17 protein-coding genes and 1 pseudogene are annotated in these 20,455 nt (G+C 76.5%); 6 read left to right on the forward strand and 12 right to left on the reverse strand.

What is annotated here, in order from left to right; translation table 11 throughout:
• The 4 genes and pseudogenes from MHY85_RS03355 to MHY85_RS03370 form a co-directional block, all read right to left on the reverse strand.
• Positions 1 to 789: pseudogene (locus MHY85_RS03355) on the reverse strand (hypothetical protein); the annotation flags it as partial.
• Between the two features lie 147 nt (positions 790 to 936).
• Complete coding sequence (locus MHY85_RS03360) at positions 937 to 2,955, reverse strand: hypothetical protein (RefSeq protein WP_239193172.1); 2,019 nt, start codon at positions 2,953 to 2,955, stop codon at positions 937 to 939.
• Entirely contained in the window at positions 2,952 to 4,943 is a 1,992-nt protein-coding gene (locus MHY85_RS03365) for an HSP90 family protein (RefSeq protein ID WP_239193173.1), read from the reverse strand. Before MHY85_RS03365 ends, MHY85_RS03360 begins: the two co-directional genes overlap by 4 nt.
• Positions 4,944 to 4,953: 10 nt before the next feature.
• The gene (locus MHY85_RS03370) at positions 4,954 to 5,451 is read right to left on the reverse strand and encodes a YbjN domain-containing protein (RefSeq protein WP_239193174.1); all 498 of its coding nucleotides are present in this window, start codon (positions 5,449 to 5,451) and stop codon (positions 4,954 to 4,956) included.
• 316 nt (positions 5,452 to 5,767) lie between these two features.
• On the opposite strand from MHY85_RS03370, the gene MHY85_RS03375 reads away from it, so the two are divergent.
• Together MHY85_RS03375 and MHY85_RS03380 are read left to right on the forward strand one after the other, a co-directional pair.
• A complete protein-coding gene (locus tag MHY85_RS03375; protein WP_239193175.1) occupies positions 5,768 to 6,217 on the forward strand; it encodes a YbjN domain-containing protein in 450 nt (149 codons plus the stop codon).
• On the forward strand, positions 6,214 to 6,723 hold the full coding sequence (locus MHY85_RS03380) for a YbjN domain-containing protein (RefSeq protein ID WP_239193176.1): 510 nt from the start codon (positions 6,214 to 6,216) through the stop codon (positions 6,721 to 6,723). Before MHY85_RS03375 ends, MHY85_RS03380 begins: the two co-directional genes overlap by 4 nt.
• Before the next feature lie 46 nt (positions 6,724 to 6,769).
• Here MHY85_RS03380 and miaB read toward each other — a convergent pair whose 3' ends face one another.
• Entirely contained in the window at positions 6,770 to 8,365 is a 1,596-nt protein-coding gene (miaB, locus tag MHY85_RS03385) for a tRNA (N6-isopentenyl adenosine(37)-C2)-methylthiotransferase MiaB (RefSeq protein WP_239193177.1), read from the reverse strand.
• 135 nt (positions 8,366 to 8,500) lie between these two features.
• Between miaB and MHY85_RS03390 the strand changes: the two genes are divergently transcribed.
• The 4 genes from MHY85_RS03390 (at position 8,501) to MHY85_RS03405 (ending at position 11,853) form a co-directional block, all read left to right on the forward strand.
• On the forward strand, positions 8,501 to 9,241 hold the full coding sequence (locus tag MHY85_RS03390) for an amino acid ABC transporter ATP-binding protein (protein WP_304518872.1): 741 nt from the start codon (positions 8,501 to 8,503) through the stop codon (positions 9,239 to 9,241).
• A gap of 94 nt (positions 9,242 to 9,335) precedes the next feature.
• Complete coding sequence (locus MHY85_RS03395) at positions 9,336 to 10,214, forward strand: glutamate ABC transporter substrate-binding protein (protein WP_239193178.1); 879 nt, start codon at positions 9,336 to 9,338, stop codon at positions 10,212 to 10,214.
• Between the two features lie 92 nt (positions 10,215 to 10,306).
• A complete protein-coding gene (locus MHY85_RS03400) occupies positions 10,307 to 10,957 on the forward strand; it encodes an amino acid ABC transporter permease (protein ID WP_239193180.1) in 651 nt (216 codons plus the stop codon).
• Positions 10,954 to 11,853 (forward strand): amino acid ABC transporter permease, encoded by a 900-nt coding sequence (locus tag MHY85_RS03405; protein WP_239193182.1) that lies wholly within the window; start codon positions 10,954 to 10,956, stop codon positions 11,851 to 11,853. The genes MHY85_RS03400 and MHY85_RS03405 overlap by 4 nt, the downstream gene beginning before the upstream one ends.
• A 139-nt stretch (positions 11,854 to 11,992) precedes the next feature.
• On the opposite strand, the gene rny is transcribed toward MHY85_RS03405, so the two are convergent.
• The 7 genes from rny to MHY85_RS03440 form a co-directional block, all read right to left on the reverse strand.
• Positions 11,993 to 13,585 carry a ribonuclease Y gene (gene rny, locus MHY85_RS03410; protein ID WP_239193184.1) on the reverse strand — a complete coding sequence of 531 codons (1,593 nt, stop codon included), beginning with the start codon at positions 13,583 to 13,585 and terminating at the stop codon, positions 11,993 to 11,995.
• A 366-nt stretch (positions 13,586 to 13,951) separates the two neighbouring features.
• Positions 13,952 to 15,217, reverse strand: coding sequence for a regulatory protein RecX (locus MHY85_RS03415; RefSeq protein ID WP_239193186.1), 1,266 nt, complete (start codon positions 15,215 to 15,217; stop codon positions 13,952 to 13,954).
• Positions 15,217 to 16,257, reverse strand: a complete 1,041-nt coding sequence (recA, locus tag MHY85_RS03420) for a recombinase RecA (protein ID WP_158373147.1) — start codon at positions 16,255 to 16,257, stop codon at positions 15,217 to 15,219. The genes MHY85_RS03415 and recA overlap by 1 nt, the downstream gene beginning before the upstream one ends.
• 266 nt (positions 16,258 to 16,523) lie before the next feature.
• Positions 16,524 to 17,348, reverse strand: coding sequence for an MBL fold metallo-hydrolase (locus tag MHY85_RS03425; RefSeq protein WP_239193188.1), 825 nt, complete (start codon positions 17,346 to 17,348; stop codon positions 16,524 to 16,526).
• 43 nt (positions 17,349 to 17,391) lie between these two features.
• Positions 17,392 to 19,533: an alkaline phosphatase family protein gene (locus MHY85_RS03430; RefSeq protein WP_239193190.1), complete on the reverse strand. Its 2,142-nt coding sequence runs from the start codon at positions 19,531 to 19,533 to the stop codon at positions 17,392 to 17,394.
• Positions 19,534 to 19,593: 60 nt separating this feature from the next.
• Entirely contained in the window at positions 19,594 to 19,830 is a 237-nt protein-coding gene (locus MHY85_RS03435) for a DUF3046 domain-containing protein (protein WP_239193192.1), read from the reverse strand.
• 63 nt (positions 19,831 to 19,893) lie between these two features.
• Complete coding sequence (locus MHY85_RS03440) at positions 19,894 to 20,373, reverse strand: hypothetical protein (RefSeq protein ID WP_239193194.1); 480 nt, start codon at positions 20,371 to 20,373, stop codon at positions 19,894 to 19,896.
• Positions 20,374 to 20,455: the final 82 nt, after the last annotated feature.

The raw sequence follows: 20,455 nt of genomic DNA on the forward strand, positions 1-20,455 counted from the left end.
CGACGGGGCCGGGTCGGCGGGTCGCGTGGGGCCGGCCGGCCGCGTGCGTTCGGCCGGCCGCCAGGCGGCGACGACGTGCTGGGCGCCGGCGACGACCTCCGCGTGCGGGGTCGCGACGTCCGGGCCGAGGTGGGTGGGCAGCAGCGCGAGCGCGGCCCGCCACGGCGCCCAGCCGGAGACGGCCAGGTCCCGTGCCTCGTCGGCGCCGAGGTCGTCCAGCGCCCGGGCCAGCGCGGCCGGTCCCCCGGCGAGCGCCGCGAGCAGGGCGTCGTCGACCGCCGGGGCACGCGGGTCGTCGGCGAGCGGGGCGTCGGGCCCGTGCCGGGCGCTCAGCGACCCGACGACCACGACGGCACGCAGGACGTCCGGCGCGGGGAGGGCGTCGGCGGCGGGGGCGGTCTCGGCGGCGAGGATGTCGGCTGCGGGGGCGTCGGCTGCGGCGCGGTCGATCTCGAGCACGTCGACCGGCGCGGTCACCCCGGCCGCCCGCAGCAGCACGAGCGCGACCGACGCGGGCGTGTCGGCGAGCACCGCCCCGTCCGCGACCGGCGCCGTGCCCGGCAGGTCCAGACCGGCGGCGCCCAGCCCCGGGGCGACGGGGTGCGGCAGGAACCGGTCCCGGCGAGCCGGGGCGATGACGAGCAGCCGGCCGCGCGGCCCGTCCGGGTGGGCGAGGTCCGCGAGCGCCGCCACCGCCGCGTCCCGCAGCCCGGCGGCCGGGTCGGCCCGCCCGGCGGCCCCGGGGACGAGCAGGGCGGTGTCGGGCAGGAACACCACGGCCAGGCTCACCCCACGACCGTATCCCGCCCGGCGCCGCTCCCCGCCCCGCGACCGACGGACCTCCCCGAGATGGCAGCTCTCGGCTGTGCACGGGTGGGCGCGCGCAGCCGAGAGCTGCCATCTCGGCGGAGCTGGCCGCGGGGGCGGCGGCGGGGGCTAGGTCGTCAGGGTGCGGGCCAGGTCGTCGGCGCGGGCGTCCTGGCCCGAGCGGCGCAGCACGTCGACCAGCGCGTTCGCCACCTCGCCGTGCGGAGCGCGCTGCCGGGCGGCGGCGAAGCCCTCCATCGCGGACTCCAGGTGCCACACGGCGTCCTCGACGCGGCCGAGCCCGTCGTGCAGGCGGCCCGCGAGCCAGAACGCGTGCGCGGCGTCCGCGAGCGCCCCGAGCCCGGCGTACGCCTCGGCGGCCGCCTGCGCGCGGGCGGCCGCGGCGGTGCTGCGCTCCGGGCCGCCGAGCGTCGCGAGGAGGCGCGCGGCGGCGTCGTCCAGGTCGGCGGCCGCGCGGCGGTGCTCGGCCTGCTCGCGGGCCACGAGCTCCGGGGCGCGGTCGTCGTCCTCCGCGGGCCCCCCGGCCGCGCTCAGCCGGGTCAGCAGCCCGTCCGCCTCGGCGAGCACGGCCTCGGCCTGGCCGGTCACCGCGGCGGCGCCGGCCCACGCGACCACGACCGGCGCCACTGCCGTCGCCGGGACGCCCGCGGCACGCAGCCGTGCCACCGCCGCCGCGTACCCCGAGGCCGCGCCGTCGTCGTCGCCGAGCACCTGGGCGCAGTGGGCGGCCTCCGCGTAGCCGAAGCCGGACTCGGTCAGCAGCCCCGCGCCCTCGAACGCGACGGCCGCGTCGAGGTACGCGCCCGCGGCGGACTCCAGGTCACCGGCCGCCGCGAGGCCCTCGGCCTCGGCGACGAGCGCCGCCGGGTCGGCCGGGGCCGCGCGCCGGGCCTCGCCGGCCGCAGGTTCGCCGGCCACCGGGCCCGCGCCGCCCGCCGCCGGCACGGCCTCGGCCGCCGGAGCCGCCGGCGACGCGGACGACGCGGACGGCTCCGCTCGCCCGGCGCCCGCCGCCAGCCCTCGCGGCAGCACGTCCAGGTCCAGCACGTCCGCGGCCGGCTCGGTCGCCCAGGCGCGCGCCACCGACTCGCTCTCGGCGCTCGTGCCGTTGCGCGCGTCGAACCGGGCCGCCAGCGCGGTCGCCTCGGCACGCAGCCAGTCGTCGAGCTCCGCCACCGTGGTCGCGGGCACGGCGTCGAGCCGGACCGGCAGGTCGCCCCGCCCGGCCCCGCGCAGCACGTGCGTGGCGGCGCCGACCAGCCGCGCGAACGCCAGCCGCGAGTACGGGGTGTCCCCGCCGGTGAGGTACTGCTGGTCCGCCTCGATGGCGCGGACGGCCCGCTCGGCCTGCCCGCCGCGCGCGAGGAGCCGCACCCGGCGGCCGCGGGCCCCGACCATGTCGGACTCGGCCTCGGCCAGGGCGGCGACGGCGCGCCGGTGCGTGCGCGCGGCGTCGCGGGGCCGGCCCTGCTCGAGGTAGGCCTCGGCGAGGTACGACAGCATGTCGGCGGGCTCGGACGCGCAGGACGGGTCCTCGGCGAGCGTCTGCTCGATGAGCCGGACGCCCTCCTCGACGCGGTCGGTGGCCAGCAGCCACGCGGCGCGGTCACCCGGGTCGCAGGCCTCGCACTGGGAGAAGTCGTCCCGCGGGGTGGCCACCCACGCCTGGAACGCGGCCTCGACGTCCGCGGCGCCGCGCTGGCGCGCCCACGCGAACCGCTCGTAGGCGACGGCGTCCATGCCGTTGCCGGCCAGCGCGTACCGGCGCTCCATGTCGGCGAGCGTGCGGTCGATCTGCTCGGCGGGCACCGTCGGGAAGTCGGCGAGGCCGGAGACCATCCACTTGAACGACCAGAACAGGCCGTGCCGGTCCTGGGCGTCGAAGTGCTCGGGGTGCTCGTCCCACCACCGCAGCAGCCGCGCGAACGCGACGAACGACCGGTCGACCTCGCCGCCCCACTGGTAGGCCTCGACCAGCGTGCTCAGCGCGTAGGCGCGCGCCGCGTCGGGTCCCTCGGCGTCGACCAGCCGCACCTGGCGCTCGGCCGCCCGGGTGCGGGCGAGCCCGTACGGCATCTGCCGCACGCGGGTGATCTCGCGGTTGGCGTCGTCCAGCGTGCGCGTCACGCGCGCTCCTCCCCGGCCGGTCCCCCGGCCGCCTCGTCGTCGGCGCCGGGCAGCGCGCCCGGCACCCCCTCGTCGCGCCCGGTACCGGCCCCGCGCAGGCCCGCGCGCAGCAGCACCGACATCGACCCGGTCATCAGCTCCGAGTCCCGCGCACGCAGCGGCTCGCCGGAGAGCAGCAGCGCCGACACGTACAGCGACCGCAGCCCCGCGGCGAACACCTCCCCGGGCGGGGCGTCCAGCAGCTCCCGCACCAGCGGGCTGGCGTCGTTGAGCACCAGCCGGCGGGCGGCGGCGGGCGCGGCGAACCCGGCGAGCACGTCGCTCCACACGTCGTCCGCCTCGGCCATCGCCGCCTGCAGGTCGCGCTGGTGGTCGCCGTCCCGGTCGTGCAGCAGGACGGCCGGCAGCTCGGCCGGGTCGAAGGTGCGCAGCACCAGCTCGGTGTCGAGCGGGCGCAGCACCTCGCCGGCGGCCCGCACCGCGTCCAGGGTGGCGAGCTCGCGCTCGGGGGTCACCGGGGCGAGCACCTGCGCGATGTCGCCGGCCCCGAGCGGCCGCACCTCGCCCAGACCGCGCCCCGGGCCCCGGGCGGCGAGCCGCGCCAGCAGGTCGGCGTCGTACACGTAGCCCGCGTTCACGACCGCGAGGCCCTGCGCGCGGGCGACGGGCGCGATCCGCCTGTACTCCTCGAGCGTGGGCGCGAACACCACCTGCCCGTGCTCCGCCGCGACCTCCGCGAGCGTCAGCGTCCCGTCGGTCGTCTCGTAGGGCAGGATCCGCGCGGCGAGGTCGAGCATCGTGTCGTCGGTCAGCGCGAGCGAGCGCACGGCGAGGTGGTGCGTGCCGACGAACTGCCGCGCCAGCGCCGTCGACGACTCCAGGGTGCGCAGCGTCCAGGACCGGACGGCGTCCGCGAGCGCCTCCTGCGTCGCGAGCAGCACCTCGTCGGTGTACAGCGCCTCGCGGGACGCGGTGGGGCGCAGGCCCGAGGCGTCGATGACGCACCGGACGAAGAACGCCCACTCGGGCAGCAGCCCGTCGACGCGCGCGCCGAGCAGCATCCGCTTGAGGTAGACCCGGTGCGACCCGCCACCGCCCGGGGGCACCGCGGCGGGCAGCACGAACGCGACGCCGGACACGCCGGCCAGCGGCACCGACAGGTCGATGTGCGCCAGCGGCGTGAAGCCGAGCGTCTGCTCGCAGTAGCGGGCGAGCGCCTGGGCGCGGGCGGCCTCGTCGGGGTACGTGCGCGCCCAGGGGGCGTCGGGCGCCGAGATCCGCCGCCAGGCGTGGCCGGGGCGGGGCGTGCCGTCGGCGGGCAGGTCCCGGGCCGGGTCGCCGGCGCCCGGCACCCCCGCCGGGACCGCCGCCGGGGCGGCGCCCAGCGGCACCTCCACCGCCACGTCGACCGGGAGCAGCGAGCCGAACTCGGCCGCGAGCGCCGCGACCGTCTCCCCCGCCAGCCAGTGCTCCAGGTCGCGTCGCGGCCGCAGCCGCACCGTGCTTCCGGGCGTCAGGTCGGCGTCCGGGAGCTCGACCAGGTCGTACGACCCGTCCGCGTGCCCGCGCCAGCGCACGGCCGGGGCCTGCGGGTCGCGGGCGGACCGGGACACCAGCTCGATGGAGTCGGCCACCATGAACGCCGACAGCAGGCCGATGCCGAACTGCCCGAGGAACTCCTCGCGCCCCACCCCGAGGTCGAGGTCCCGCTTGGACGACCGGCCGACGGTCGCCAGCAGCTCCTCCGCCTCGGCGCGGGTCAGGCCCACACCCGAGTCGGTGACGAGCAGCGACCCGTCCGGCAGCGGCCGCAGCCGGACGGTGGCGGGGCACCCCGGGTCCTCGGCGCGGCGCGCGGTGATCGCGTCGACGCCGTTCTGCAGCAGCTCGCGCAGGTAGACCCGGGGTCCGGAGTACAGGTGCCGGGCGAGCAGGTCGACCACGCCGTGCAGGTCGACCTGGAACGCCCGAGCGGCGGGGTCCGTCATCGGCGGCGCGTCACTCCCCCTGCGCGGCGGCCTCGGCGGCCTTGGCCTCGGCCGCCTCGGCCGGGAACTGCTCGTCCAGGTGCTCGAACAGGCTCAGCGCGGTGGTGATGCCGCAGGCCAGGTGCAGGTCGATCTGCTCGTCGGTCGCACCGTGCTCGTAGTCGACGGTGTGCTCGGCGTAGACGCCGACGACGTCACCCTCGGCCCGCACGTAGCCCTTCGGCCACAGCTTCTCCGAGTTCCAGGTGTTCACCAGGTCGACGACGCGCGCGTACTGGTCGATGCCGACCCGGCGGTTCCACCGGCCACGGGTCTGCAGGTACTCCTGCTGGCCGCCGAGGCGGAAGAAGTAGAACAGGTGCCCGTCCCAGTAGCCGCCGATGTCGCCGTCGTCGTCGACGCCGTAGTTCATCTCGCGCGCGTCCAGCACGTCGATGAGGCGCTGGTGGGACAGGGGCTGCGGTCCGGGGACGGACGCCGCGGCGTCCGGCTTGGTGAAGAAACCCATGGCGTCCTCGTGGGGGTCGTGCGGGGCGCGGTCGGCCCCGCGGGCTGCGTCGGTGCTGGTGGGGGGCGCGCAAGGCGCCGTCCGGCACGAGCCTAACCCGATCGCGCGGACGCACGGCCGCCCGAGATGTCCGATCCGGTGAACCAGGTCCGACCACGATGGCGGCGTCGGCTCCCGCGCGTATGGTGTGCGCATGGGTCTGTTCGGGAACCGCCGCCCCCGCCGCGGACCGGGCCGCCCGGCGAGCGGCCGCGAGGCCGCGCCGGTCCCCGCCAACCCCGGTCGTGGCGGTGCACGCGGCTCCGATCCCGCCGGCGTGTCCGTGGACGACGGCCGCCCCACCCCGCTGAGCACCGAGCGGATCGTGCGCTGGTTCGAGCGGAACGACTTCCACTACTTCACCGACGACGACGGCGACCTCGGCGGGCTGTGGCGCGGGCGCCTGTTCTACTTCTTCCTGTTCGGCGACCACCAGGAGATCGTCCAGGTGCGCGGGCAGTGGAACCGCGAGATCGCGATCGAGCGGCTCGAGGAGGTGCTGGACGCCTGCACCGAGTGGAACGCCGAGCGCATCTGGCCGAAGGCCTACGTGCGGGTGCGGGACAACGGCATGGTGCACGTCGTCGCGGAGGTGTCCACCGACCTGGAGCACGGTGCCACCGACGAGCAGCTCAGCCAGATCCTGTTCTGCGGGCTCAGCACGTCGAGCACGTTCTTCGACGCGATCGACGAGCTCTACCCCGACCCCGCGGCGGTGGCGCCGTGACCGCGCCCCGCACGCCGGGCTGGCTGTCCCGGGTGCTCGGTGAGCGCGGTGCCGCCCCCGCGCCGCAGCGCCGGGTGCCGCTGCAGGCCCGGCCGACGCCGCTGACCCGCGACCGGGTGGCGGCGACGCTGTCCGCGCGCGGCTACCACTACCGGGTCGACGAGGACGGCGACCTCACCGGCGTGTGGAACGACTCCCGGTTCTGGTTCCTGCTGCTCGGCGAGCAGCGGGAGATCCTGCAGGTGCGCGGCCGGTGGCACCGGCAGCTCCCGGTGGACAGCCGCCGGGCCGTGACGCTCGCGCTCAACGACTGGAACCGCGAGCGCATCTGGCCGAAGCTGTACCTCCGCGAGGAGGAGGGCCAGCTCGCCGTGTACAGCGAGGTGTCGACCGACCTCGAGCACGGCGTGACCGCCGAGCAGCTGGACCAGCTCGTGTCCTGCGGGCTGGGCACCGGCGTGCAGAGCTTCGCGTCGTTCGACCAGCTGCTGCCGCCGCAGGTCTGAGCGGCGCGGCGCGGGGTCCGCGCCCGGCCGGCCCCGCAGGACGGGCTCAGCGCCGCCCGAGCGTCGGCAGCCCCAGCAGCACCGGCGCGGCCGGACCCGCCGCGGCGCCGGTCCCGCACGCGTCCCCCGCGCCGCCGTGCGCGTGGTCGTCCTCGCCGGCCTGCCGCCGCTCCCAGGCGTCGCCGGCCCGGGTCCGGCGCACCGCGAAGGTGCCGCCCTCGACCGCCGAGTCCGCGACCAGGTGGTGCGGCGCGGCGTGCGTGACGTCGACCGTGACGAGGTCGCCGGGGCGGGGCGCGTCGGCCGCGTCGAGCCCGGCGGGCAGCGCGAGGTGCACCAGCCGGTTGTCCGCGGCGCGGCCCGACAGCCGGCGGGTCTCCCCGTCCTTGCGGCCCTCGCCCTCGGCGAGCAGCACCTCGACCGTGCGGCCGACCTGCTTCTGCGCCTCCTCGAGGCCGATCCGGTCCTGCAGCGCGATCAACCGCTCGTACCGCTCCTGCACGACCGCCTTGGGCAGCTGGTCGGGCAGGTCGGCGGCCGGCGTGCCGGGCCGCGGCGAGTACTGGAACGTGAACGCCGAGGAGAAGCGCGAGGCCTCGACCACGCGCAGCGTCTCGGCGAAGTCCTCCTCGGTCTCCCCCGGGAAGCCCACGATGATGTCCGTGGTGATCGCGGCGTCGGGCAGCTGGGCGCGCACCCGGTCGAGGATCCCGAGGAACTTCTCCGACCGGTAGGACCGGCGCATCGCGCGCAGGACCCGGTCCGACCCGGACTGCAGCGGCATGTGCAGGCTCGGCATGACCGCGGGCGTCTCGGCCATCGCCGCGATGACGTCGTCGGTGAACGCCGCGGGGTGCGGCGAGGTGAACCGCAGGCGCTCCAGGCCGTCGATCGCGCCGGCGGCCCGCAGCAGCTTGGCGAACGCGCCGCGGTCGCCGAACTCGACGCCGTAGGAGTTCACGTTCTGGCCCAGCAGGGTCACCTCGATGGCGCCCTGGTCCACCAGCGCCGCCACCTCGGCGAGGACGTCGCCCGGCCTGCGGTCCCGCTCCTTGCCGCGCAGGTGCGGCACGATGCAGAACGTGCAGGTGTTGTTGCACCCGACGCTGATGGACACCCAGCCGGCGTAGGCGGACTCGCGGCGGGTCGGCAGCGTCGACGGGAAGACCTTGAGGGACTCCTCGATCTCGACCTGCGCCGCCTCGTTGTGCCGGGCGCGCTCGAGCAGCACCGGCAGCACGTCGAGGTTGTGCGTCCCGAAGACGACGTCGACCCACGGGGCGCGCTCGACGATGCCGGTGCGGTCCTTCTGGGCGAGGCAGCCCCCGACGGCGATCTGCATGCCCGGGCGGGCGCGCTTGGTCCCGGCCAGCCGGCCGAGGTTGCCGTACAGCTTGTCGGCCGCGTTCTCCCGCACCGCGCACGTGTTGATGACGATGACGTCGGCCTCCTCGGCCGCCGCGGCCTCGGGCGTCGCGGCGACGTAGCCGGCCTGCTCCAGCATGCCGGCCATGTGCTCGGAGTCGTGCACGTTCATCTGGCAGCCGAGGGTCTTGACCAGGTACGTGCGCGCGGGCGCTCCGGCCGCCGACGCGGGGGCGTCGGGGGCCACGAGGACGGGGGGCGGGGTCGTCGTGCTCATCGCGGACCAGGGTACGTCCGCGGCTCGCCGCCCTCCGCAGCGATGACTTGCCCGAGAGGCGCACATGACCGGGCTGTTTCCGATCTGTGACCTCAAAAGGTGGCGCAGGTAACACGAGCCTCATAGGTTCCAGGGATGACACAGCCCCTGGTCGTCCTCGAGCACGTGGAGAAGCACTTCGGCGCGCTGCACGTGCTGCAGGACGTCAACCTCACCGTGCGGCGCGGCGAGGTCGTCGTCGTCATCGGCCCGTCCGGCAGCGGCAAGTCCACGCTGTGCCGGACGATCAACCGGCTCGAGACGATCGAGTCCGGCACCATCACCGTCGACGGCGTGCCGCTGCCCGCGGAGGGCCGCGCGCTCGCCCGCCTCCGCGCCGACGTCGGCATGGTGTTCCAGTCCTTCAACCTGTTCGCCCACCGCACCGTGCTGCAGAACGTCACCCTCGGGCTGCGCAAGGTCCGCCACCTCGGCAGCCGCGAGGCCAAGGAGCGGGCGATGGCCCTGCTCGAGCGGGTCGGCGTCGCGAGCCAGGCGGACAAGCTGCCCGCCCAGCTGTCCGGCGGCCAGCAGCAGCGCGTCGCGATCGCCCGCGCGCTGGCCATGGAGCCGAAGGTGATGCTGTTCGACGAGCCGACCTCCGCGCTCGACCCCGAGATGATCAACGAGGTCCTCGACGTCATGACCTCGCTCGCGGCCGAGGGCATGACGATGGTCGTGGTCACGCACGAGATGGGCTTCGCCCGGCGCGCCGCGGACCGCGTGGTCTTCATGGACGGCGGGGCGATCGTCGAGGAGGCGGACCCCGAGACGTTCTTCACCGCCCCGCGCAGCGACCGGGCGCGCGACTTCCTGTCGAAGATCCTCACCCACTGAGCCCGGGCGCCCCCGCGCCCGCCGCACCACCCGCACGAACCCTGACCGGCACCGACCGAGACGCACGCACCCGACGCGACCCCAGGAGCCCGACATGAGAACCCGTACCGCTGGCCCGATCGCCCTCGCCGCCGCCGCCGTCCTGACGCTGGCCGCCTGCGGCGGCTCCGACGACACCGACGAGGGCTCGACCCCCGAGGTGTCCGACGTCGAGGCCGCCGACTTCCCCGAGGGCTCGACGATGGCCGAGCTCGCCGAGGCGGGCTCCATCACCATCGGCACCAAGTTCGACCAGCCGCTGTTCGGCCTCGTCGGCCCCGACGGCACGCCCGAGGGCTTCGACGTCGAGATCGGCAAGATCATCGCCGGCGCGCTCGGCATCCCCGAGGACGGCATCGAGTGGAAGGAGACGGTGTCCGCCAACCGCGAGTCGTTCATCGAGTCCGACCAGGTCGACATCGTCGTCGCGACCTACACGATCAACGACGAGCGCAAGCAGAAGGTGTCGTTCGCCGGTCCGTACTACCAGGCCGGGCAGTCGATCCTCACGCTCGCCGACAACGAGGACATCCAGGGGCCCGACGACCTCGCCGGCAAGAAGGTCTGCACCGTCGCCGGGTCGACGCCCGAGGCGAACCTGCTGGAGAACTTCCCGGACACCGAGGTCGTGCCGTTCGGCGCCTACTCCGACTGCCTGGAGCCGCTGCGCAACGGGCAGGTCGACGCGATGAGCACCGACAACGTCATCCTCGCCGGCTTCGCGGCCGACGACCCGACGTTCGAGGTCCGCGGCGAGCCGTTCACCGAGGAGCCGTACGGCATCGGCCTCGCGCTCGACGACACCGACTTCCGGATGTGGATCAACGACGTCCTCGAGCAGGCCTACGAGGACGGCACCTGGACCGAGGCGTGGGAGGCGACCGCCGGCACCGTGCTGCCGACGCCCGAGCCGCCGGCCGTCGACCGGTACTGACGCGCCCGGCGGCGCGGCGCCCGGGGGTCCCCCGGGCGCCGCGCCGCTCGACCCGTGGACCCCCGTCGTCCCCCGAAGGCAAGGACCCCCGTGTGGACCTGATCGCCGACAACCTGCCGGCCTACCTGAGCGGCTTCCGCGTCACGCTCCAGCTCACCGTCATCTCCGGGGCCGTCGCCCTGGTCTGGGGCACCGTGCTCGCCGCCATGCGGGTCTCCCCCGTGGCGACCCTGCGCGGCCTGGCGGTCACCTACGTCGAGCTCCTGCGCAACACCCCGCTGACCCTGGTGTTCTTCTTCCTGGTGTTCGTCGCCCCGCAGTTCGGCGTGCTCCCGCCCCTAGGTTTCTGGACCGCGGTGATCGCGCTGTCCGCGTACACGTCGGCGTTCGTCTGCGAGGCGGTCCGGTCGGGCGTCAACGGGGTGCCCGTCGGGCAGGCCGAGGCGGCGCGCGCGATCGGGCTGACCTTCGGCCAGACCCTCACCCTGGTGGTCCTGCCGCAGGCGGTGCGCTCCGTGATCCCGCCGCTGATCAACGTCCTGATCGCCCTCACCAAGAACACCTCGGTGGCCGCCGGGTTCGCGGTCGTCGAGCTGCTCGCCTCCGGCCGGCGGATCGCGCTGGCCAATCCGTCCGAGGCCGTGCTCGCGCTGGTCGGCGTGGGGCTGTTCTACCTGGTCATCACCATCCCGGCCGGGTACCTGGCCGGGGTCCTCGAGCGGAAGGTGGCGTTCGCGCGATGAGCTCCGTCCTGTACGACGAGCCCGGGCCCGTCGCCCGCCGGCGCGAGCGGATCGGCTCCGTCGTCGGCGGCCTGCTGGTCGTCGCCCTGCTCGTGCTGGCGTTCCGGTACGCCGACGACCGCGGCCTGTTCGGCGCCGACCGGTGGGACGTGCTGTACGACCCGCCCAAGAACCAGTCCGCCGAGGCGGTGTGGACGTCGATGGTCGTCCGCGGCCTCGGCGCCACCCTGCGCGCCGCCGTGGTCGCCGCCCCGCTCGCGCTCGTGCTCGGGCTGCTGCTCGCGATGTGGCGCACCGCCCGGAGCACCTGGCTCCGCGCGCCGGCCACGGTCGTCATCGAGCTGTTCCGCGGCCTGCCCGTGCTGCTCATGATGCTGTTCGGGCTGCTGGGGTTCGGCTGGGACGCCTTCGCCGCCGTGGTGTTCGGCCTCACGGTCTACAACATGGCGATCATCGCCGAGATCCTGCGCGCCGGGCTCGCGTCGCTGCCGAAGGGCCAGACCGAGGCCGCGTACGCCATCGGGCTGTCCCGGTGGCAGACCCTGCTGCTCGTCCAGCTGCCGCAGGCGGTGCGGACGATGCTGCCGAGCCTCATCGCCCAGCTCGTGGTGCTGCTGAAGGACTCCTCGCTCGGGTTCATCGTCGGGTACCCGGAGCTGCTGAAGGCGATGCAGAACAACGCCCAGTACTTCGGGCAGCGGTACTACGTGGCGCTGTTCGTCGTGGGGGCCGGGATCTACCTGGTCGTGAACATCACCCTGACCCGGCTCGCGGTGTGGCTGCAGCGCCGGGGCGGCGCGAAGACGTCCGGCAAGGTCGCCCGGGACGTGACGATCGCGCCCGCCGGCGTCGGCGGCCCGGGCGGGTTCGCCTCCGGCGCGGGCGGCACGGTCTGACCGCGTGGTCCCGCCGAGATAGGACCGTTCCGCCGAGGAAGGACCGTCCTGGGTCCTATCTCGGCTCGGGCGTCCTATCTCGGCGCGGGGGTTGTCGCTCGGCGCGGGGGTCCTGCCCGGGCGGGATCCGCGGGGGCCGTCAGCCCGCCGTGGCGCTGGCGCGGACCTCGCGGACGACGGTCACCTTGATCTCGCCCGGGTAGGACAGGTCCTGCTCGATGTGCCGGGCGATCTCCACGGCGAGCCGGCCGATCTCCGTGTCCGGCACCTCGCTCGGCTCGACGACCACCCGCATCTCGCGGCCGGCCGCCATCGCCAGCGCCCGGCGGACCCCGGCGTGGCTCGCGACGAGCTCCTCGAGCTGCTCCAGCCGCTCCACGTGCTGGTCGGTGTCCTCGCGGCGCGCGCCCGGGCGGGCGGCCGACATCGCGTCCGCCACCTGCACGAGCACCGCCTCGACCGTCTCCGCCGGGACCTCGTCGTGGTGCGCGGCGATGCCGTTCACCACCGCCTCGGACTCCCCGTGCCGGGCGGCCAGCGCCGCACCGACCTGGGCGTGCGTGCCCGGCACCTCGCCCGTCATCGCCTTGCCGAGGTCGTGCAGCAGCGCGGACCGGCGGGCGACGTCGACGTCCGCGCCGATCTCGGCCGCGACCTGCGCCGCGATCAGCGCCGACTCCACCAGGTGCTCCAGCACGTTCTGGCCGAACGACGTCCGCAGCCGCAGCCGGCCGAGGACCCGCACGAGCTCCTGGTCCAGCCCGCGCACCCCGGCACGCTCGGCGGCGGCGTGCCCGGCCTCGTCGGCGCGGTCGTCCGCACCGGCCAGGGCCTCGGCGTAGGCCGTCTCGATGCGCTGGGGGTTGATCCGGCCGTCCGCCATCAGCGCCTCGAGCGCGACCTGGGCGACCTCCCGGCGGTCGGCGTCGAAGCAGGACAGCACCACCGTGCCCGGGGTCTCGTCGACGAGGACGTTCACGCCGGTCAGCGCCTCGAACAGCCGGATGTTCCGGCCCTCCTTGCCGATGATCCGGCCCTTCATCTCGTCCGACGGCAGGGGCAGCAGCGTCACGGCCGCCTGGCTGCTCGTCGGGACCGCCGCTCGCTGCGCGGCGGTCGCGAGCACCCGGCGGACCCGTGCGTCGGCGGTGCGGCGCGCCTGCGCCTCCACCCGGCGGACCGTCGCGGCCGCCGCCGTCTGCGCCTCGGCGGTCAGCTGCCGCAGGAGCTCGGCGCGCGCCTCCGCCGCGGTCAGCCCGGACGTCGCCTCCAGCCGCTCGGCGGCCTCCTGGCCGGCGACGGCGAGACGGTCGGCGGCCTCGCGCTCGGCGGCCGCGAGCCGCTCGGCGGCGGTGCGCTCCGCCTCGGCGACGACCCGGGCGGCGTCCCGCTCGGCGGCCGCCCGCTGCTCCCCGGCCGCGGCGGCGGTGGCGGCGGCCTGCTCGGCGGCGCGACGACGCAGGTCGGCGGCCGCGTCGTTGGCGGCGCGGGCCGCGCGCTCCTGCTCGGTCGCCGTGCGCTCGGCAGCCGCGGCGTTCTCCTCCCGCTCCGCCGCCCGGGCCTCGCGACGCTGCGCGTCCGCCAGGGCGGTGCGGGCCTCGTCGCGGATCGACTGCACGTCCTCCTGCGCCTGCCGGCGCACGGCGGCTGCCTCACGGCGCGCGAGCAGCACGAGGACGAGCGCGACGAGGCAGGCGGCGAGCAGTCCCACGATGATCGCCACGTCCTGCATGCGTCCACGCTCCTGGGGTGCTCGGCCGGGTCCGGGCGCGCGGCGGATCCGTGCCCCCTGGGGGACTCGCGGCTGCTGCGACCGGTGCTGCCGTCGCCGGCCCGCTGGGGTGCGGGCCGCGCGGGCGGCGCGGCGGGGAGGCGGCGGCGCGAGGTGGAGCCATTGTTCCCCATGCGGGCGGCCCGACCGGCGACCTGGCGCGAGTGGCGCGGGAGACCGGGAGATCGCACGGCCGTGGAGCGCCGCCCAGCGGAGCGGCCCTCCCGCGGCGCCGGTGCGTGCCGGGCGCACGCTCCACCCCCGCGCGAACGAGCGCGAGGACGAGTGCCGCTCCCGGTCCCGCTCCCGGTGCCGCTCCCGGTGCGGTCAGGAGTCGCCGGCGTCCTCGCCCTCGGCCGCCAGCTCCTCCCGGACGACCCGGGACACCAGCGAACCGCCGTACCCGCGCCGGCCGAGCGCGCCGTACGCCCGGCGCAGCCGGACCTCGCGGTCGAGCCCCCGGGTGGCCCGGAGCTTCTTGCGGGCGAGGGCCCGGGCCGCCTGCTCCTCGTCGGCGTCGTCCACCTGCTCCAGGGCCTCGCGGGCCACCTCGTCGTCCACGCCCTTGCGGCGCAGCTCCATCGCGAGGGCGCGCCGGGACATCCCGCGCTCGGCGTGCCGGCTGCGGACGAGGATCTCGGCGTACGCGGCGTCGTCCACCAGGCCGACCTCGGTGAACCGGTCGAGCACGCGGTCCGCGACGTCCTCGGGCACGTCGCGCTTCGCCATCGCCTCCGCGAGCTGGGCGCGGCTGCGGGGGGCGGCGGTGAGCTGGCGCAGGGCGATCGCGCGGGCGACCGACTCGGGGTCGGGCTCGGCGTCGGTCGCGGCGGTCCCGGTCTCCGGGGGCTCGGTCGCGGGCGCGAGGCGCCGGCCGGACGTCCGGCGACGCCCTCGGTCCCCGGGACCATCGCCGGTCGGGCCGCGCCGGACGACGGGCGGTCCGTCGGGGTCCGGGGCCCCCGCGGCGCCGGGGAGACCCGGGGCGGCGGCGGGCGTCTCGGTGGCGGTGCCGGTGGTCGTGGCGGCGGTGGAGGCGGCCCGACCGCCGCCCGAGCGCGCCACGATCTCGGCAAGCCTCGCCGCGACGGCCGCGACCTCCGGGGAGTGCTCGGCGGAACCGGCTCCGTCGACGCCCGCTCGGCCGCGCCGACCCGCGGCGGTACGACCCGCCCGCTCGGGTGCCGTCCCGCGAGCGCGACCGCCCCTCGCGGGTGCCGGCGCGTCGGTTCCGCCTTCCCGCACCGACGCGTGCGCCGCCCCGTCCGGCACCGGCGAGGGCGCGGGCGACTCGTCGTCCCGCACCGACCCCGGCGCGGGCGCGTCGTCGTCCCACACCGACCCCGGCGCGGGCGCGTCGTCGTCCCACACCGACCCCGGCGCGGGTGCGTCGTCGTCCCACACCGACGCGGACGCGGGTGCGTCGTCGTCCCAGACGGAGCCCGCCGGCTCCGCGGACCCCGCCCAGGCGGACGCGTCGCCGTCGGACTGGTCGTCCCACGCCGAGGCGCCCGCCGGGGCGACGTCGAGCCACGCATCGCCGGCCGCCGCGGGATCGATGCCGGCGGCGGCCGGGTCGTGCCGGGTCGACATCAGAAGTCGACCTTCACCTCCGCGCCGGCGGGCGCGTCGACCTTGGCACCGATGCCGAGCTTCTCGAGGATCTTCTTCTCGATCTCCGCGGCGAGGTCCGGGTTGTCGCGCAGGAACCCGCGCGCGTTCTCCTTGCCCTGGCCGAGCTGGTCGCCCTCGTAGGTGAACCAGGAGCCGGACTTCCGGATGAACCCGTGCTCGACGCCCATGTCGATGAGGCCGCCCTCGCGGGAGATGCCGACGCCGTAGAGGATGTCGAACTCCGCCTGCTTGAACGGCGGGGCCATCTTGTTCTTCACGACCTTGACCCGGGTCCGGTTGCCGACGGCGTCCGTGCCCTCCTTGAGGGTCTCGATGCGGCGGATGTCCATGCGCACCGACGCGTAGAACTTGAGCGCCTTGCCACCGGTCGTGGTCTCGGGCGAGCCGAAGAACACGCCGATCTTCTCGCGCAGCTGGTTGATGAAGATCGCGGTGGTGCCGGACGCGTTGAGGGCACCGGTGATCTTGCGGAGCGCCTGGGACATGAGGCGGGCCTGCAGGCCGACGTGGCTGTCGCCCATCTCGCCCTCGATCTCGGCCTTCGGCACGAGCGCCGCCACGGAGTCGATGACGATGATGTCGATCGCGCCGGAGCGGATCAGCATGTCCATGATCTCGAGCGCCTGCTCGCCGGTGTCCGGCTGGGAGACGAGCAGCGCGTCGGTGTCGACGCCGAGCTTCTTGGCGTAGTCCGGGTCCAGCGCGTGCTCCGCGTCGATGAACGCGGCGATGCCGCCCTGCCGCTGGGCGTTGGCCACGGCGTGCAGCGCGACGGTGGTCTTGCCGGAGGACTCGGGGCCGTAGATCTCGACGATGCGGCCCTTCGGCAGACCGCCGATGCCGAGCGCGACGTCGAGGGCGACGGACCCGGTCGGGATGACCTCGACCGGGGCGCGGCCGTCGTCGCCGAGACGCATGATCGAGCCCTTGCCGAACTGGCGGTCGATCTGGCTGAGGGCGGCCTCGAGAGCCTTCTCGCGGTCCTGGGGTGCGGGCATGGTGTTCCACCTCGTGCGTCTCGTGCAGCCTCGCGCTGCGCCGGCAGGGCTGGTCTTCGGTGTCGTGCGCTGACGCTATGCCCGACCACCGACATGGACCCCGGTCCCGTCCACAGCCCGCGCGACCAGTCCCCCTGGGGACGGCCGCCGGACCGCCCGGACCCGGGGCGCGCCAACGGGCCTACTCTACCGAACACATGTTCGATCAGCACCGCACCGACACGCCCGGCGCGTCGCGGGGTCGCCGGGGACGCGCCGCCCCGGCACTACCGCGGCGCGGCGGGGATCGGCCCGGACACGCCGCGCTCCCCGAGCCGCACCGCCTCGCCCGGTGCCAGCAGCACCGGCTCCACCTGCGCCCGTCGCGCCAGCGCCCGCGCGAACGCCGGCCCCGCCCGGTCCATCCACCCCGGCGGCAGCCGCCGCGACGCCGGCGCGTGCAGCGTCCCCCAGTGCACCGGCACGGCCCACCGGACGCCGACCGCCTCGCACACCGCCGCCGCCTGGTGCGGGTCCATGTGCCCGCCGGACAGCCGCGGACCCCAGCCGCCGACCGGCACGAGGGCCAGGTCGATCGGCCCCCCGGCCAGATCGGGCAGCCGGCGCATCTGCGGGTAGGGCGCGGTGTCGCCGGCGAACCACACCCGCAGCCCCGGCGCCACGACCAGGAAGCCGTGCGCGGCGTTGGGCCGGTGCGGCATCGGCCGGTGGCCGTGCTCGGCCGGGACCGGGCGGACCCGCACCGACGTCCCCGGCACCGTCCACCAGTCCTCCGCCCCGAGGCCGACCGCGCGCAGGCCCTGCCGGTCGAGCCAGTGGGCGTTCGCGCGCGCGGCGAGCACCGGCACGTCGCCGAGCAGGCGCAGCGAGCCGAGCTCGGCGTGGTCGTGGTGCAGGTGCGACACCAGGACGGCGCTGGTGCCCGCCCAGTGCTCGGGGTGCGGCGCCGGGCCGCTGCGGCGGAGCAGGCCGGCGTGCGGGCGCAGCAGCGGGTCGGTGACGAGCCGCGCGCCGGCGACGTCGAGCACCACGGTGGCGTGCCCGAGCCAGCGCAGCACCGCTCCCGCGCCGCCGGGGTCCCCCGCGGTCACCGCCCGGCCCCGCGGCGCGGACGGGGCGGTGGTGCGCCGCCCGTCACGGCGCCGGCTCCCCCGCGACGTCCGCCGCCCGCTCCGCGGCAGGGCGTCGCAGCCCGAGCCGCGTCGCCCACCGCACCAGCTGCTCGTGCACCCGGTCCGCCCCGACGGGCATGCGCTCGGAGTCGACGTCGGCCAGCAGGTCGTCGTCGACGGCGAGGTCCGCGGGGTGCAGCAGCACGGCCCGATTCTGCGCACCTCCGAGGCCGCCGTGCGACCCGACCTGCCCCTCGAACGCGTGCACGTGCCCGTCGGCGGTCACGTCGGAGAGCAGGACCAGGTCCCCGACGTGGCCGAGCCGCCCGAGCCGGCGCAGGTCGTCCGCCGCCTGGCCGCCGTACCGTGCGACCGGGTCCACGCCGTCGACCGCGGGCCCCTCGCCGGTCGCCTCCAGCCACGCGACACCACCCGGCCCCACCGCCACCAGTCCGCGCGCCGCGGTGTCGACGACGACGAGCCCGACGCCCGGTGTGCCCGCCAGGCCGCGCACCAGCCCCGGCCAGCGCTCCTCCACCTCCTCCAGCACGAGCCGGCGGCCGGCCCGCGGGAACCACACCATCCCGAGGTTGCCGGACCCGGTGACGGCCACGTCGGGGGCCGGGGCGCCGTCGGGCGCGGGCGACGGGGCGTCCGCGCGCCGCTCGCGGCCCTGCGGACCGAGGACCGGCGAGCGGTCCCCGCCGTGCCGCGCCGCGGTCGAGCTGAGGAACGCGTTCAGCGGTCCCCACTCCTCGTCGGTGCCGGCCTGCACGGCGTCCACGCCGGGCTCGGCCATCAGGGCGCGCACGACGTCGACCAGCGGCCGGCCGGCGACCTGCTCGAACGTCGCCCCGAGGGACTGCCCGTGGTCGGACAGCACCACGACCCGGTAGTCCCGCGGGGCGGCGTCGGTGACCCGGACCAGCGTGTCCAGCACCCGGTCCAGCCCTTCGAGCGCGCGCAGCGACTCCGGTCGGGTGGGTCCCGCGTGGTGCGCGATCTCGTCGTAGTCGACCAGGTCGACGAACACGACCGGCGCCCCGCGGACCAGCTGCTCGGCGACCACGGACGTGGCGAGGTCCCGCAGCAGCACGTTGGTCACCCCGCGGAGCACGACGTACCAGCCCCGCCGCGGCACCCGGGGGCGCACGTCGCGCACCCGCTGCCGCCGCCCCTGGTACAGCTCCTTGACGATCTCGCCGATCGTCAGCGTCGCGGCGCGGGCCAGCACGAACGGGCTCGCGAAGAACCGCAGGTACGACGTCCCGGGCCCGATCCCTCGCCGGGCCTGGCTCATGACCAGGTGCTGGCGCTCGGCGTCACCGGAGAACATCGTCGCGACCGCCGCTCCCCCGTCGGCCAGCAGCCCGCGGCCGTCCGAGAGCCGCCGCTCGACCAGCGCGGCGTCGTCCGGGTGGTTCGTGACCACCAGCCGGCCGGACTCCCGGTCCCACCACCGGAACGAGCAGATCCCGTCAGCCGCCCCGTGCAGCAGCCCGGCCTGGCTCGCCGGCGTGGTCGACGGCGCCTGGGCCCACCACGTCTGCAGGGCGTGCGTCCCGTCGGCCAGCCAGCGGGCCATCGTCGGCGCCAGTCCCGCGTCGAGCGCCTGGGCCAGCACCGGCGCAGCGACTCCGTCGAGCTGCACGACCAGCAGACCCGGCGGGCGGTCGTCGGGCACCGCGCCGCCGCCCTCCCCGGCCCGGCGGGCGTGCGCCCGGGCGCGGCGCAGCACGTCGCCCACCACGTAGTCGGAGTCCGAGGCGCCCCACACCCAGCGGCCCACGGCCATGACGACCGCGGCGATCACCAGCACCTGCACGGCGGCCCAGGCGTTCGTCACGTGCAGGCCGGGCAGCAGGGTCAGCGACAGCCAGACGACGAGCACCTGCGCGCCGAGGCCGGCGAGCAACGCGCCCATCGCGCCGCCAACCCGGGCGAGCACCCGCAGCGGCGGCCGCAGCACCAGGTCGCCGACCCCGACCGCGAGCGCCGCGAGCAGCACGGACCCCGGGTTCGTGGCGCTGACGCCGTCGACGAGCGCGATGGCGACGCCGAGACCCAGCGCGGTCGTGGCCAGCCCGAGCAGGGCGTCGCCCACGTCGCTGAGCGTGACCGACCACCGGCCGGGCGGCGGGCGGTGCGGGTCGGCGGGCGACACGCTCTCAGCCTGCCACGCCCGGGCGCGCCCGGGGTGACCCGACGCGGGTGGCGCGGGAGGTCAGGGGCGCGCGGGCGGCGCCTGGCGGTACCGGTCGGCGCCCCAGCGCTGCGGGTCGGGGATGTCCAGCTCGTCGCACAGCGCGTGCCACACGTCGCGCGGGTCGGTGCCGGCGTCGAGCGCCTGCTCCGCGGTGCGGTCGCCGAGCCGCTGCAGGACGAGCTCGTGCACGAGCACCCGGCCGTGGGCGCTGCCGAGCACCTCGTCGACCAGCTGCCAGAACTCGCGGTACCGCACGGTGCGCTCCCTCCCCGTCCGCGTCGTGGACCTGCGAGCGTACGCGCGCCGGGGCGCGGGCGGTCAGTCGTCCGCCGTCGGCAGCGCCAGCAGCCACCCCGACACGGGGTGCCGCACCACCACCTGGGCCCGGTACACCCGCGTCGTCCCCCCGTCGCCGACCCGCACCTCCAGGTCCGACGGCGCCGGGCTGCCGACCAGCGCGGCGAGCACGTTCCCGACCACCCCGCGCACCCGGGGCCGCCGCCGCGCACGGCCTCCGCCGCCGTCGAGCAGCGCGTCCACCACGGCCGCGGTGTCGCGGCGCGGCACCTCCAGGGCCACGACGTCCTCGACCACGACCTCGTCCTCGCCGTCCCGGTGCAGCCGCACCTGCAGGTCCGGCGTCCCCGCGAGCACGACGACGACCGGCGACCGCTCGGCCCCCTGGGCCTCGTCCTCCCACGGGTCGGCCTCGGGCACCGGTGCGGGCGCGCGGCCGTGGCGCGACCCCGCCTCCCACAGCGCCCGGACCGCGGCCTGCGTCGCGTCGTCGATCGGCATGTCCTCGATCCTGCCCTGCCGGCCCCGGGCGCCGCAGGCGTTCGCCGAGCGCGCAGCCGCGGAGCCGCAGGTGGAGGCGCGC

The sequence above is a fragment of the Cellulomonas sp. ACRRI genome, from assembly GCF_022346185.1.
Lineage (GTDB): Bacteria > Actinomycetota > Actinomycetes > Actinomycetales > Cellulomonadaceae > Cellulomonas.

Excerpts from the sequence above, each read along its gene's own strand:
- MHY85_RS03365 (WP_239193173.1), bottom strand. The coding sequence starts at position 4,943 with ATGACGGACCCCGCCGCTCGGGCGTTCCAGGTCGACCTGCACGGCGTG.
- MHY85_RS03370 (WP_239193174.1), bottom strand. The coding sequence starts at position 5,451 with ATGGGTTTCTTCACCAAGCCGGACGCCGCGGCGTCCGTCCCCGGACCG.
- miaB (WP_239193177.1), bottom strand. The coding sequence starts at position 8,365 with ATGAGCACGACGACCCCGCCCCCCGTCCTCGTGGCCCCCGACGCCCCC.
- MHY85_RS03390 (WP_304518872.1), top strand. The coding sequence starts at position 8,501 with ATGACACAGCCCCTGGTCGTCCTCGAGCACGTGGAGAAGCACTTCGGC.
- MHY85_RS03395 (WP_239193178.1), top strand. The coding sequence starts at position 9,336 with ATGAGAACCCGTACCGCTGGCCCGATCGCCCTCGCCGCCGCCGCCGTC.
- MHY85_RS03405 (WP_239193182.1), top strand. The coding sequence starts at position 10,954 with ATGAGCTCCGTCCTGTACGACGAGCCCGGGCCCGTCGCCCGCCGGCGC.
- rny (WP_239193184.1), bottom strand. The coding sequence starts at position 13,585 with ATGCAGGACGTGGCGATCATCGTGGGACTGCTCGCCGCCTGCCTCGTC.
- MHY85_RS03415 (WP_239193186.1), bottom strand. The coding sequence starts at position 15,217 with ATGTCGACCCGGCACGACCCGGCCGCCGCCGGCATCGATCCCGCGGCG.
- recA (WP_158373147.1), bottom strand. The coding sequence starts at position 16,257 with ATGCCCGCACCCCAGGACCGCGAGAAGGCTCTCGAGGCCGCCCTCAGC.
- MHY85_RS03440 (WP_239193194.1), bottom strand. The coding sequence starts at position 20,373 with ATGCCGATCGACGACGCGACGCAGGCCGCGGTCCGGGCGCTGTGGGAG.